The organism is Paludibacterium purpuratum, assembly GCF_004363805.1.
GTDB lineage: Bacteria > Pseudomonadota > Gammaproteobacteria > Burkholderiales > Chromobacteriaceae > Paludibacterium > Paludibacterium purpuratum.
This window is the reverse complement of the sequence record NZ_SNZP01000006.1, coordinates 13,270-26,429: the sequence shown is the minus strand read 5'-3', so window position 1 is coordinate 26,429 and position 13,160 is coordinate 13,270. Positions and strand designations below refer to the sequence as shown.

The 13,160-nt window shown below is 61.9% G+C and carries 14 protein-coding genes; 12 read left to right on the top strand and 2 right to left on the bottom strand.

The window, feature by feature from the left end:
- Nucleotides 1-17: 17 nt before the first annotated feature.
- Nucleotides 18-899: a methylisocitrate lyase gene (gene prpB, locus DFP86_RS08305; protein WP_133680074.1), complete on the bottom strand. Its 882-nt coding sequence runs from the start codon at nucleotides 897-899 to the stop codon at nucleotides 18-20.
- A gap of 268 nt (nucleotides 900-1,167) precedes the next feature.
- On the opposite strand from prpB, the gene rpoE reads away from it, so the two are divergent.
- From rpoE to nagZ, 12 genes are all read left to right on the top strand, one after another.
- Nucleotides 1,168-1,767, top strand: coding sequence for an RNA polymerase sigma factor RpoE (rpoE, locus tag DFP86_RS08300; RefSeq protein ID WP_133680072.1), 600 nt, complete (start codon nucleotides 1,168-1,170; stop codon nucleotides 1,765-1,767).
- Between the two features lie 2 nt (nucleotides 1,768-1,769).
- A complete protein-coding gene (locus tag DFP86_RS08295; RefSeq protein ID WP_133680070.1) occupies nucleotides 1,770-2,249 on the top strand; it encodes a sigma-E factor negative regulatory protein in 480 nt (159 codons plus the stop codon).
- The gene (locus DFP86_RS08290) at nucleotides 2,249-3,226 is read left to right on the top strand and encodes a MucB/RseB C-terminal domain-containing protein (RefSeq protein ID WP_133680068.1); all 978 of its coding nucleotides are present in this window, start codon (nucleotides 2,249-2,251) and stop codon (nucleotides 3,224-3,226) included. The genes DFP86_RS08295 and DFP86_RS08290 overlap by 1 nt, the downstream gene beginning before the upstream one ends.
- Before the next feature lie 73 nt (nucleotides 3,227-3,299).
- On the top strand, nucleotides 3,300-4,706 hold the full coding sequence (locus DFP86_RS08285) for a DegQ family serine endoprotease (protein ID WP_133680066.1): 1,407 nt from the start codon (nucleotides 3,300-3,302) through the stop codon (nucleotides 4,704-4,706).
- The gene (locus tag DFP86_RS08280; RefSeq protein ID WP_133680064.1) at nucleotides 4,703-4,942 is read left to right on the top strand and encodes a glutaredoxin family protein; all 240 of its coding nucleotides are present in this window, start codon (nucleotides 4,703-4,705) and stop codon (nucleotides 4,940-4,942) included. Before DFP86_RS08285 ends, DFP86_RS08280 begins: the two co-directional genes overlap by 4 nt.
- A gap of 117 nt (nucleotides 4,943-5,059) precedes the next feature.
- Nucleotides 5,060-6,853 carry a translation elongation factor 4 gene (lepA, locus tag DFP86_RS08275; RefSeq protein WP_133680062.1) on the top strand — a complete coding sequence of 598 codons (1,794 nt, stop codon included), beginning with the start codon at nucleotides 5,060-5,062 and terminating at the stop codon, nucleotides 6,851-6,853.
- On the top strand, nucleotides 6,854-7,879 hold the full coding sequence (gene lepB / locus DFP86_RS08270) for a signal peptidase I (RefSeq protein ID WP_133680060.1): 1,026 nt from the start codon (nucleotides 6,854-6,856) through the stop codon (nucleotides 7,877-7,879). It begins immediately after the preceding gene.
- A gap of 112 nt (nucleotides 7,880-7,991) precedes the next feature.
- Nucleotides 7,992-8,705: a ribonuclease III gene (gene rnc, locus DFP86_RS08265; protein ID WP_133680058.1), complete on the top strand. Its 714-nt coding sequence runs from the start codon at nucleotides 7,992-7,994 to the stop codon at nucleotides 8,703-8,705.
- Complete coding sequence (gene era / locus DFP86_RS08260) at nucleotides 8,702-9,592, top strand: GTPase Era (protein WP_133680056.1); 891 nt, start codon at nucleotides 8,702-8,704, stop codon at nucleotides 9,590-9,592. Before rnc ends, era begins: the two co-directional genes overlap by 4 nt.
- Before the next feature lie 9 nt (nucleotides 9,593-9,601).
- Nucleotides 9,602-10,345 carry a DNA repair protein RecO gene (gene recO / locus DFP86_RS08255; protein ID WP_133680054.1) on the top strand — a complete coding sequence of 248 codons (744 nt, stop codon included), beginning with the start codon at nucleotides 9,602-9,604 and terminating at the stop codon, nucleotides 10,343-10,345.
- Nucleotides 10,342-10,752: a holo-ACP synthase gene (gene acpS / locus DFP86_RS08250; RefSeq protein WP_133680052.1), complete on the top strand. Its 411-nt coding sequence runs from the start codon at nucleotides 10,342-10,344 to the stop codon at nucleotides 10,750-10,752. The genes recO and acpS overlap by 4 nt, the downstream gene beginning before the upstream one ends.
- Nucleotides 10,749-11,834, top strand: coding sequence for a beta-N-acetylhexosaminidase (gene nagZ, locus DFP86_RS08245; RefSeq protein ID WP_133680050.1), 1,086 nt, complete (start codon nucleotides 10,749-10,751; stop codon nucleotides 11,832-11,834). The genes acpS and nagZ overlap by 4 nt, the downstream gene beginning before the upstream one ends.
- 74 nt (nucleotides 11,835-11,908) lie before the next feature.
- Here the strand turns inward: nagZ and DFP86_RS08240 are convergent, their stop codons facing one another.
- A complete protein-coding gene (locus tag DFP86_RS08240) occupies nucleotides 11,909-13,066 on the bottom strand; it encodes an HD-GYP domain-containing protein (protein WP_133680048.1) in 1,158 nt (385 codons plus the stop codon).
- Between the last annotated feature and the right edge of the window lie 94 nt (nucleotides 13,067-13,160).

Below are 13,160 nucleotides of genomic sequence, written 5' to 3'. Positions count from 1 at the left end.
TCTCCTAGGTGTATGTCTTATTGATCCTGGCTCTGCGCGAACAGCGCATCCAGTTTTTGTTCGTATGCGTGATAACCCAGATGTTGGTATAGCTCGGCGCGCGTTTGCATACGGTCGACGACGTTGCGCTGGCCGCCATCTTGGCGGATGGCTTGGTAGACCGTCAGCGCAGCCTGGCTCATGGCGCGGAAGGCCGAAAGCGGATAGAGCACCAGGCCGACGCCGGCATCGCGCAGCGCCGTGGTGTCGTAGAGCTCTGTGGCGCCGAATTCGGTGATGTTGGCGAGAATCGGCACGCCGGTTGCGTCGGCGAAGCGCCGGTACATGGCGAGATCGGTCATCGCCTCGGGGAAAATCATATCGGCGCCGGCTTCGACGCAGGCGACGGCGCGCTCGATCGCCGCGTCCAGTCCTTCGACCGCCAAGGCGTCGGTGCGCGCCATGATCACGAAGCTTTCGTCCCGGCGCGCATCCACCGCTGCGCGGATGCGATCCAGCATTTCGGCCTGGCCGACGATCGCCTTGTTGGGGCGATGACCGCAGCGTTTCTGCTGTACCTGATCCTCGATATGCACAGCGGCCGCGCCGGCCTTTTCCAAACTGCGAACCGCACGGGCGATGTTGAAGGCGCCGCCCCAGCCAGTATCGATGTCGACCAAGAGCGGTAAGGGGCTGGCGTCGGTAATGCGGCGCACGTCGATCAGGACATCCTCCAGCGTGGTGATGCCCAGGTCGGGCATGCCGCAGGAGCAGGCGGCGACGCCGCCGCCGGAAAGGTAGAGCGCCTTGAAACCGCTATGTTCGGCCAGGAGTGCCGCATAAGCGTTGACCGCGCCGACGACTTGCAGCGGGTGTTCTTGTTCGACGGCCTGGCGGAAGCGTTGACCGGGTGTATTCATGCGCGGGCTCCAGAGGCATTAAGAGGGCGATGGTTTGAAATCGTAGGGTTGTCCGACAGACGTTAACTCGAATGTCATTCTAGCAAGTGCTTGGTATAATTGGAAGCCTCGCCATGAGCCATTCACCTTTGAGATCGGCTCTGCTAAGGTTCATTCTTTTCGATCCCGATGTTCGGGAACTCCCATCATGTGTAGTGGTCTAGCTACAGCCCGCTACGCAAATTTAGAAAGAAAATCTTGTGGGCTATTCAGGGAGCATTAAAAACGAATGAGTGATCGTGATATCGATCAACAGCTGGTGACGCGTGCTCAAAAAGGGGAAAAAAGGGCCTTCGATCTGCTGGTTGCGAAATATCAACGGCGCCTGGCTCGCCTTTTGTCACGATTTCTGCGCGACAGCGCCGATATCGAGGACGTGACCCAGGAGGCCTTCGTCAAGGCGTATCGCTCGCTGCCCGCGTTTCGCGGGGAGAGTGCGTTCTACACTTGGCTGTATCGCATTGGCATCAACACGGCCAAAAATTTTCTCAGTGCCAGCGCTCGTCGCCCGGTGGTGCATGCCGACTTCGAAGACGAAGACGGCGAAAGCTTCGACCTGGCTTCGCAGTTGCCGGATCTGAACACGCCCGAATCGGCGTTGATGAACAAGCAGATTATCGCCACCGTGAATGCGGCGGTCGAACGTCTGCCGGAAGAGTTGCGGACGGCTATTTCCTTGCGTGAAATGGATGGGCTGTCCTACGACGAAATAGCCAAGGTGATGGATTGTCCGATCGGCACCGTGCGCTCGCGGATTTTCCGTGCGCGCGAGGCGATCGCGACCGAGTTGCGGCCGCTCCTGGACACGGCCAAAAACAAAAGGTGGTAGAGATGAGACAGAGAGTTTCCGAACTGATGGATAGCGAGCTCGGCGAAAGCGCCGCCGCACAAGTGATGACCGCCATCGAGGCCGACGCCTCCCTGAAGCAGGCCTGGAACGACTACCACCTGATCGGCGACGTCATGCGCGCCAACACGCATGCCGCCATCGACGTGCGTCATGAAGTGTCGGTGAGGCTCAAGGCCGAGCCCACGGTGTTGGCGCCGCGTCGCTGGCATCGCGTGAGCAGAGTGCGCGTGGCCGGTGCGGCCGCGCTGGCGGCCAGCGTCAGCTTTGCCGCCGTGGTCGCTTGGCAGCAGTTGTCCGGTCCGCAACATGCCGCGGTGATGGTCAATGCCCAGGCACAGCAACCGGCGGCACTGCAGGCGGTATCCGGCAGCAATGCCGATGCCTATTTTCTCGCCCATCAGGAGTTGACCGCCGACCAGGGCCTTGTGCAGGTGGCCTACAGCCGGAGGGCGGCGCACTGATGAGAAAGATTGCGCTGAGTTTGAGTTTGCTGATCCTGCCGTTGTCGGCGCTGGCGGACGACGATTGGTCGTTGTTTCAACGAGTGACGGATGCCGGTCGGCAGCAGTCGATGAGCGGCACCTACCTGCATCAAATGAAGGACACGCTGGAAACTTTTCATATCGTCAGACTTGGCGGCGGAAGCTCGGTGCAGGAACGCCGAGTGGCGCTGGACGGCCCGCCGCGCGAAATTGTGCGCAACGGCGAGGCGCTGACCTGTTTCGCACCGGATAAACGCTCGCTGTTGGCGGCCAAGATCAGCGCCATGCGCCTGTTTCCCGCGTTGATGTCGGATGACGTGGCGGATATCTCCCAGTCCTACACCTTGCGTAAATTGGGTATCGACCGGGTGGCGCAGCGGGATTGCGCCTGGATCGAAGTGCGTGCGCGCGACCAGCAGCGTTACACCGAGCGTATCTGCGCCGACCAGACGACGTCGCTGCCATTGAAGATGATGACCCTCTCGCCGCGCAGCAACGATGTGGTCGAGCAATACACGTTCACCGAGATCGATCTCTCCCCGTCGCGCGACAGAAGCCAGCTTAGGCCGCAATACAAGCTGAGCAATCAGCTGCGCGGACCTGTGCAGTCGCCGTCGGCTGCCGATGGTCCGGCCGGACGTTCCGAAGTGACCGGCCTGCCATCAGGATTCAAAATGATCCGTTCGGTACAAAGAACCATGCCGGGAACCGGTAACGCCCAGCCGGTGCACCATATGGTGTATTCGGACGGTCTGGTGATGCTGTCGCTGTTCGTCGAGCCCGTGCCGCAGGACATGCCTGCGGCCATGCGCCGGGTGCAGAGCATGAACCTGCACGGCGCCATCAATATGGCAACCAACAGCCAGGGCGACCAGATGCTGACGCTGGTGGGCGATATGCCGGAGACCACGCTCGCATCGCTCGTGCGCGGGCTGCGCATCGTTTCCCGGCCTTGATGTTTGTCGCGGGGCGCGCCGTTGGCGCGGCCCGTTGTCGTGAACCTTGTGCTCTTCATTTCCGAGGTAAAACATGTCGCTGAAAAGCCTGATGGCCATTGCCGCGTTGGCAATCTCGATTTTTTGCGGGCCAACTTTTGCGGCGGGCGTCACCGGCCTGCCGGACTTTACTCCCATCGTCAATGCCGAAGGGCCGGCGGTGGTCAATATCAGCACGTCTCGCATCGAGCGGCAGGCGACGAGCGGCGTGCCGGATGCTTTTGCGAACGATCCCTTTTTCGAATTCTTCCGCCGTTTCGCGCCGCCGCAAATGCGTGAGCGCGAAGTCGGTTCGTTGGGGTCGGGTTTCATCCTTTCCGCCGACGGCTATGTGATGACCAATGCCCATGTGGTGTCGAAGGCCGAGAAAATTACGGTGACGCTGACCGATAAGCGCGAATTCCCGGCCCGGTTGATCGGTGCCGACGAGCGTACGGACGTGGCGCTGCTCAAGATCGATGGCACCAACCTGCCGGTGGTGAAGCTCGGCAAATCGTCGAGTCTGCAGGTCGGGCAGTGGGTGCTGGCTATCGGCTCGCCGTTCGGCCTCGACAATAGCGTGACCTCCGGCATCGTATCGGCGCTCGGTCGCCAGTTGCCCGACGACGGCTATGTGCCCTTCATTCAGACCGATGCCGCGGTCAATCCGGGTAATTCCGGCGGCCCGTTGTTCAACATGAACGGCGAGGTGGTTGGGATCAACTCGCAGATCCTGAGTCGTTCCGGCGGCTTCATGGGCATCTCGCTCGCCATCCCGATCGATGTGGCGCTGGATGTGGCGGGGCAGCTCAAGGCACGCGGCAAGGTGGTGCGTGGCCGTATCGGCGCCACGTTGCAGCCGCTGAACAAAGCACTGGCTCAATCGTTCGGCCTGTCGCGCCCGGATGGCGTGTTGGTGGTGAAAGTCGATCCGAACGGGCCGGCTGCCAAGGGGGGCTTACGCGTGGGCGATATCATCACCACGCTCAACCGACAGCCGGTGACGGGCAGCGGCGACTTGCCGCGCGCGATCGGCATGGCTAAGCCGGGCACCCGTTTCGACCTGCAGGTGTGGCGCGACAAGGCTTTGCACCCGCTGATGCTGGTGAGCGAGGAGCTGAAAGAAACGCCGGAGTCGGACGATCAGCCCGACAATGCGCCGCCAGCGCGCAGCGGCGAACGCAACTTGACGCAGCTTGGCTTGGTGATCAGCCCCCTCAATGCGCAACAGCGGCAGCAGTTGGGAATCGCCTTCGGCGTCCTGGTGCGCGCGGTTAACGACGTTAGCGCCCGCGCCGGCCTCGTGCCGGGCGACGTGATCGTCGGCATCGGCAGCGACCCGTTGACCTCGGTGAAGCAGCTCGAAAACGCCATCAAGGGCGGTAAGGGCAGCGTGGCGCTGCAGGTGATGCGCGAGGGCAGTCTGCTGTTCGTACCGGTGCCGTTGGGTGGCGGCAATTGAAGCTGACCCTCTATTTTCGAGAGTATTGCAGCCTGTGCCATCGCATGCTCGCGGAGCTCGCGCCGTGGCGCGAGCGCTATGGTTTCGAACTGGAAGTGCTGGACGTCGACGACGATCCGGTGTTGACCGAGCGCTTCGACGAGCTGGTGCCGGTACTGATGGCGGGTGAGACCGAAATCTGTCACTACCACCTCGATGCGGAGCGTTTGGCTGCACATCTGCGGGAAATCAGCTAAAATTCGCGCCAGTATCGAACTTAGCGACACGCCTTTGTGGCCGGGTGAGCCCCGGCCGCGTGTCGTTTTTGGCTGTCGAGGGCAGGCGGAACCTGCTCTTATTTTTTCCGGATCCCGATGAAACATATTCGTAATTTCTCGATTATTGCCCACATTGACCACGGCAAGTCCACGCTCGCCGACCGCTTTATCCAATATTGCGGCGGCTTGGATGCGCGCGAAATGAGCGCGCAGGTGCTCGACTCGATGGACATCGAGAAAGAGCGCGGCATCACCATCAAGGCCCAAACCGCCGCGCTGCAGTACCGTGCCCGCGACGGCGAGGTGTATCACCTCAACCTGATCGACACGCCGGGGCACGTCGACTTCTCGTACGAAGTCAGCCGCTCGCTGTCGGCCTGCGAAGGCGCCTTGCTGGTGGTCGACGCCTCGCAGGGCGTCGAAGCGCAGACCGTGGCCAACTGCTACACCGCGATCGAGCTGGGTGTCGAGGTGGTGCCGGTACTCAACAAGATCGATTTGCCCTCGGCCGAGCCCGAGCGGGTCAGCCAGGAAATCGAGGACATCATCGGCATCGAGGCGGTCGACGCCGTCCGTGCCTCGGCCAAGTCCGGCATCGGCATCGAAGATATCCTGGAAACCGTGGTCAGCAAGATTCCCGCGCCGGTCGGCGATCCGGACGCACCGCTCAAGGCGCTGATCATCGACTCGTGGTTCGACAACTACGTTGGCGTGGTGATGCTGGTTCGGGTGGTCGACGGTACGTTGCGCCCCAAGGACAAGATCAAGTTCATGGCCACCGGCGCCGAGCATCTGTGCGAACAGGTTGGTGTGTTCACGCCTAAGTCGGTGCAGCGCGACAGCTTGTCCGCCGGCCAGGTGGGCTTCATCATCGCCGGCATCAAGGAGCTGAAATCCGCCAAGGTCGGCGACACCATCACGCTGGTGTCGAAGCCTGCGGTGGCAGCGTTGCCGGGCTTCAAGGAAGTCAAGCCGCAGGTGTTCGCCGGGCTTTACCCGGTGGAGAGCCACGATTACGATTCGCTGCGCGACGCGTTGGAGAAGCTGCAACTCAACGATGCCTCGCTGCAGTTCGAGCCCGAGGTTTCTCAGGCGCTGGGCTTCGGTTTCCGTTGCGGTTTCCTCGGGCTTTTGCACTTGGAAATCGTGCAGGAGCGGTTGGAACGCGAATTCGACATGGATCTGATCACCACGGCACCGACCGTGGTCTACCAGGTTCTGATGAAGGATGGCGAGCTGATCGAGGTGGAGAACCCGTCGCGCTTGCCGGATCTGTCGAAAATCGACGAAATTCGCGAGCCCATCATTACTTCCACCATCCTTGTGCCGCAAGATTACGTCGGCGCGGTGATGACGCTGTGCAATCAGAAGCGCGGCGTGCAACGCAATATGCAGTACATGGGTCGTCAGGTGATGCTCACCTACGAGATGCCGATGAATGAAGTGGTGATGGATTTCTTCGATAAACTCAAGTCGACCAGCCGTGGCTATGCCTCGCTCGATTACGAGTTCAAGGAATTCCAGACCGCGGATCTGGTCAAGCTGGACATTCTGGTCAATAGCGAGAAGGTCGATGCCCTGTCGCTGATCGTGCACCGCGCGACTTCGGTATATCGCGGGCGGGAGCTGGCCGCCAAGATGCGCGAACTGATTCCGCGCCAGATGTTCGACATCGCCATCCAAGCCGCCATCGGCAGCCATATCATTGCGCGCGAGACCGTCAAGGCGCTACGCAAGAACGTGTTGGCCAAGTGCTACGGCGGCGATATCACCCGCAAGAAGAAGCTGCTGGAAAAACAGAAAGCCGGTAAGAAGCGTATGAAGCAGGTCGGCAATGTGGAAATTCCGCAGGCAGCATTCCTTGCCATCCTTCAAGTAGGGGACAAATAAGTGTCGGGTAATTATTTCTGGGTATTTGTCGCATTGATCGCGGTCGGGTTGATGTTGACTTTGTTCGGCGGCAAGAAGCAGCCGGGCGCTAAAGACTTTCCGCCTTCCGTGCAGTGGGGGGCGTTGTTCGTCGTTATCGGCGCTTTCGGCGTGCTGTCCGAATACATCAGCCTGACGGCGGTGTTGCTGCTGTTCGTGGTGATCACCGGCCTGATTTCGGCGTTGGATCGCTGGGTGCTGGCGCCTCGCCGCAAGGCCGGTTTGCCGGGGGCATCCCCGACCGAAACGTCGGCGCCGATTCCCGTCGAGGTGACGCCGAGCGCCAATCTGCTGGTCGATTATTCGCGCGGCTTCTTTCCGGTCATCCTGGTGGTGTTCCTGCTGCGTTCCTTCCTGGTCGAGCCGTTCACCATTCCGTCGAGCTCGATGCGCCCCGGCTTGGTGGTTGGCGATTTCATTCTGGTCAACAAGTTCATCTACGGCATTCGCGTGCCGGTGCTCAATAACGTGCTGATTCCGGTCGGTCAAGTCGAGCGCGGCGATGTAATGGTGTTCAATTTTCCGATGAACCCCAAGGTCAACTACATCAAGCGCGTCATCGGCCTGCCGGGCGACACGGTCGAGTACCGCGGCAAGCGGCTGACGGTGAACGGCCAGGCGATCCCGGACGTCAAGGACGGCACTTACGACTATCTGGAGCAGGGTGTGGCGACGATCCACAACGATCGCTACCGGGAAACGCTCTTGAGCGGCAAGCAGGTCGACGTGCTGAACATCCCCGAAGCACCGACCCTGGTGCCGTCGCAGGTGATGGATTTCCCCGACCGCGACCAGTGCCGCTACGACGATAACGGCTTCGTCTGCAAGGTACCGAGCGGCAAATACTTCATGATGGGCGACAATCGGGACAACAGTCTGGACGGGCGCTACTGGGGCTTCGTCGACGATCGGCTGGTGGTCGGCAAGGCCTTCTTCATCTGGATGAATTTTTCGCAGCCAAGCCGCATCGGTAGCCGCGTGCGCTGAGCGTGACTTGGTGTCGTGCCTGATGCGCGCTGTATTATCATTGCGTAGCCAAGCATGAGAATTTATACCGGCTCGGCCCTTGGGTCGGGCCGGAAACCATTGAATGGAACCCATGGCGACGTCCTCCGAATCCCGTTTTCGCCGTCTCAGCGAGGCGCTTGACTATGCGTTCAAGCAGCCGACGCTGTTGCGACAAGCGCTGACGCATCGCAGCTTCGGTACGCCCAATAACGAGCGTTTCGAATTCGTCGGCGATAGCATCCTCAACTACACCGTGGCGCGTATGCTCTACGACCAGTTTCCGGCCCTGAGCGAGGGCGAGCTGTCGCGCCTGCGCGCCAATCTGGTCAACCAGACGACGCTGGCCGAGATCGCCCATGAGCTGAAGCTTGGCGACTATCTGTATCTGGGCGAGGGGGAACTCAAGAGCGGAGGCTTCAATCGGCCGTCGATCTTGGCCGATGCGCTGGAGGCGACTTTCGCCGCCGTGAGTTTCGATGCCGACTTCTCCGCCGCCGAAGGTGTCGTGCGCGGGCTGTATGTCGGTCGTATCCGTGCGATCGACCCGACCAAGCACGCCAAGGATGCCAAGACCCGCCTGCAGGAAGCGCTACAGGCCCATAAATTGCCGCTGCCGAAATACCGGATTCTCGAACAGAACGGGGAGGCGCACGAGCAATGGTTCCGCGTCTCCTGCGATCTGGGCGAACTCGCTATCGAAACGGCCGGCGAAGGCGGCAGCCGCCGTGCCGCCGAGCAGCAGGCCGCCGAGGTGGCGCTCGAACTGCTGGCGCAACACATCGCCCGAGGTAAGAAATCCCGATGACTGATATTTCCTTTCACTGCGGCTTCGTCGCTATCGTCGGCCGACCCAATGTCGGCAAATCCACGCTGATGAACCACCTGATCGGCCAGAAGGTCAGCATTACCTCGAAGAAGGCGCAGACCACTCGCCATCGCGTGACCGGCATCCGCACCGAGGACGATGCGCAATTCGTCTTCGTCGACACGCCTGGATTCCAGACTCATCACCGCAGCGCGCTCAACGACGTGCTCAACCAGAGCGTGAAAGAGACGCTGTCCGATGTCGACTGCGTGCTGTTCATCGTCGAAGCCATGCGCTGGACCGGCGCCGACCGTGAAATTCTGCCCTTGCTGCCTAAGAACACGCCGGTCATCCTGGTGGTCAACAAGCTCGACCGTGCCAAGGACAAACTGGCACTGTCGGAATTCATCGCCCGCGTCGAGCAGGACTTCGCTTTTGCCGGTATCGAAGCGGTCAGCGCCAAGCATGGCCAACGACTGGCGGAATTGCTGGCGCAAGTGCGGCCGCACTTGCCGGAATCGGTGCCGCTCTATCCGGAAGACATGGTGACCGACAAGAGCGAACGCTTCCTGGCCGCCGAAATCGTACGCGAAAAGTTGTTCCGCTATCTGGGCGAGGAACTGCCGTATTCGATGAACGTCGAGGTCGAGCTGTTCGAACTCGACGGCGCCTTGCGGCGTATTCACGTGGCGGTTCTGGTCGACAAGGAAGGGCAGAAGAGCATCGTCATCGGCAAGGGTGGGGAAAAGCTCAAGAAGATTTCCACCGAAGCGCGGCTGGACATGGAAAAACTGTTCGACGGCAAGGTGTTTCTGCAAGTGTGGGTCAAGGTCAAGAGCGGTTGGGCCGACGACGTTCGCTTCTTGAAGGAATTCGGCCTTCACTAAGGCCTGGCTATGAATCCGGGCAAGGTCGATCGACAGCCGGCATATATCCTGCATGCCCGGCCCTACCGCGAAACCAGCCTGCTGCTGGAAGTCCTGACGCCGGAGCATGGCCGGCTCGGACTGGTGGCGCGGGGTGCTCGGCGCCCGCGCGCCGAGCTGCGCGGATTGCTGCTGCCGTTTCAACCGCTGACGCTATCCTGGTTCGGTAAGAACGAGGTGCGCACGCTGCACGCTGCCGATTGGCAGGGCGGAGTGCGACAATTGTCCGGGCTCGCACTGATTTGCGGCTTCTACCTGAACGAACTGCTGATGCGCTTGCTGGCGCGCGAGGATGCGCAAGGCGACATTTGGCGCATCTACGACCGCGCCGTGCGCGGTTTGGCGAGCGGCGAAGCGCCGGGCGAGTTGTTGCGGCGCTTCGAGTTGGCGCTGATCCGCGCTTTGGGCTATGCGCCGGAATTGACGCAGGACGAGGACGGCGCCACGGTCGCGCCCGAGCGGCTCTACCTTTGCCGGCCGGGCTTCCCGCCTGTGCTGGATCGCGGCTTCGAACCGGAAAATCACCAAGCGCTGGTTAGCGGCGCGACGCTGCTGGCCATGGCCGCCGGCGATTTTTCCACCGAGTTGACTCGGCGCGAGGCACGCGGCCTGCTGCGGCTTCTCCTGGAGGAACTGATGGGGCCGGACGCTCGCCTCGCGACGCGCGAATTACTGCAGTCGCTCAATTGGCAGACCGAGCAGGAGTCCGCATGATCGCCGGCATCGGTACCGACATGGTGGAAATCGCACGGATGGTCGACTTGCTCGCACGCCACCCGGACGGCCCCGCGCGCCATATTCTGGCGCCGGAGGAGCTTGCCGACTGGCAGGCCGCCGGCGACCCGGCGCGTTTCCTCGCCAAGCGCTTCGCAGTCAAGGAGGCGCTGTCCAAGGCGCTGGGTACCGGTTTGCGCGATCCCGTGCTGTTGACGGCCATTCGTCTGGAGCACGACCCCGCCGGTAAACCCACGCTGGCTTTTTCGCCGAAACTGTCCGCTTACATGGCGGCGCGCGGCATCGTCGCGCATCATGTCTCTATCAGCGACGAGCGCAGTTATGCGCTCGCCTTTGTCGTCCTCGAGCGCCTCGACGCGCCGACAACCCGAGAGATTCTCCCATGACACAAGCCCAAAACCTGCCGCTCGGCCCGGTGATGGTCGGCGTCGCCGGCCTGGTCCTGAGCGAGCAAGAACGTCAGACACTGAGCCACCCGAAGGTCGGCGGCGTGATCCTGTTCCGCCGCAACTTCGAGTCGATCGAACAATTGTGCGCCTTGACGCGGGAAATCCGTGCGCTACGCAACCCCGCCCTGGTGGTTGCCGTCGACCACGAGGGGGGGCGCGTGCAGCGTTTCCTGCCGGGCTTTACCCGCCTGCCGCCGATGCGTCGCCTGGGCGAACTGTGGCAACAGGACGCCGAACTTGCGCGTGCGCGCGCCGAAACGGTCGGCTATGTTCTGGCGGCCGAGTTACGCGCCTGCGGACTCGATCTATCGTTTACCCCGGTGCTCGACCTGGATTGGTCGCGTTGCGCGGTTATCGGAGACCGAGCGTTCGCGGCCGATCCTGAGGTGGTGGCGGAATTGGCGCTGGCGTTACAGCGCGGGCTGGCGCGCGGCGGTATGTCGAGCTGCGGCAAGCACTTCCCCGGCCACGGTTGGGTTGAGGGCGACTCGCACCATGTGACGCCGCGCGACGAACGCACGCTCGATGCGATCCGCCGCGCCGATCTGCTGCCGTTTGCACGCATGGCCAAGGCCGGCATGGGGTCGGTCATGCCGGCGCATGTGGTCTACCCGGCTGTGGATGCGTTGCCGGCCGGGTTTTCGCGTATCTGGCTGCAAGACGTACTGCGCGGCGAACTGGCGTTCGATGGCGTGATCTTCTCCGACGATCTGGGGATGGAGGGCGCGGCGGTCGCCGGCGGTATCGTCGAGCGCGCGCGTGCCGCCCTCGATGCGGGCTGCGACATGGTTTTGCTATGCAATCGTCCGGATTTGCTCGACACGCTGTTGGCCGAGCTGCCGGCACCGCCCTGCGAGGCGTTGGCACGCCGGCTGGCGCGTATGCACGGTCAGCGCGATGCGGCGCACTGGCAGGGGGTACTGCAGAGCGTGGAGTTCGCCGACTGTCAGCAAGTCGTGCGGGCCATGGCACCCGACGAGCGCACGATTGCCGGTCCGGCGGTGGGCGAGGCTCACTAAGGGGAGCGGCCGTGGGAGCGGTTTCAACCGCGATTGGCCGCCGCCAGTAAATCGCGGTTGAAACCGCTCTTACGTCAGAGTCTCCACAGGCGCCCGAGGTATCCCGGGCGCACGCCGCTCAATAGCGACGAGCAGGGCTCGAGAACCTTGTAGGCGGGGTTGCGCGACTCGCGGATCAACGGCTCGGCGTAGGCCGGGCCGTCGACCTTGCGTAAGGCCGCCACTTGCGGTGTGCTCGGCTTATTGCCGCGATAGGTGACCACGCCGATCTCGTTGCTGGCCAGTTTGACGAAACTGCCCGGCGGGTAGATGCCCAGCTCCTTGATCAGTAGCGTGGTGAAGGCTTCGTCGAATTCCGCATCCTTACGCTGGAAAATCTGCCCAAGCGCGGTGGCCGGCAACAGCGCCGAACGGTAGCGGCGCGGCGTCAGCTTGGCGCAGACGATGTCGGCCAGATGCAGAATGTGCGCCGGCGGCAGGATCTGCTCGCGCCCTAGAGAGAACGGGTAACCGCCGCCGGTCCAGGATTCGTGATGGGTCTGGACCAGGGTATGCCACAGTTCGTCCTCGACGCCGGCTTCACGCAGAATGGCCGAACCCAGTAGCGGGTGCGACTTGATCTCCTCCTGCTGGGTTCGGGTCAATGCGGCCTGCTGGCCGAACAGTTCGTTTTGCAGCTCGACCTGGGCGATGTTCATGGTCAACGCAGCGCACAGCAGGGTTTCTCGATGACGGGGCGGTAGCGACATGCGCCGCGTCAGGAGCGCCAGCATGGCGGCAGTATGTACCGAATGCGCCGGCGCATATTCGCGAAACGGCGCCAGCAGGATCGAGGCGACAACGGCATCGGGTTGGGTTTGCGCCAGCAGCAGAATGCTTTGTGCCACGCTGAGGACGGCGCCGGGGAAGTCCTTGACGTGCATGGCCTGACGCAGCAGCGCCCGCGTACGCTGATACAGGTGCGACATCTCGTCGAACGGACCGGGCAGCAGGTGCTTGCTTTCTTGCGTGGCGTCGCCGTAACCGCCTTCTTCGATTTTCTCTTCGGTGACGAATTGCGTGACGCCGATGCGCTCCAGCTTCTTCTTCTGCTCGTCGGTCAGGACATAGTGCCCCTTCTTCATCAACAGAAAGCCGTGCTCGGCAAAAATATCAAACGGCAGCGACTGGCCGACCTCGATCAGGTCGCCAGGTACTTTGGCCTGTCGCATCGTGCCCGTTTTTTCTGTCATGGCCCCGCTATTCCGCCTCGATATATCGCTAGTGACATTTTACTGACTGCGGCAAGCTTGGAATAGCCCGGCCACTTGTTCTATGTCATTTAAT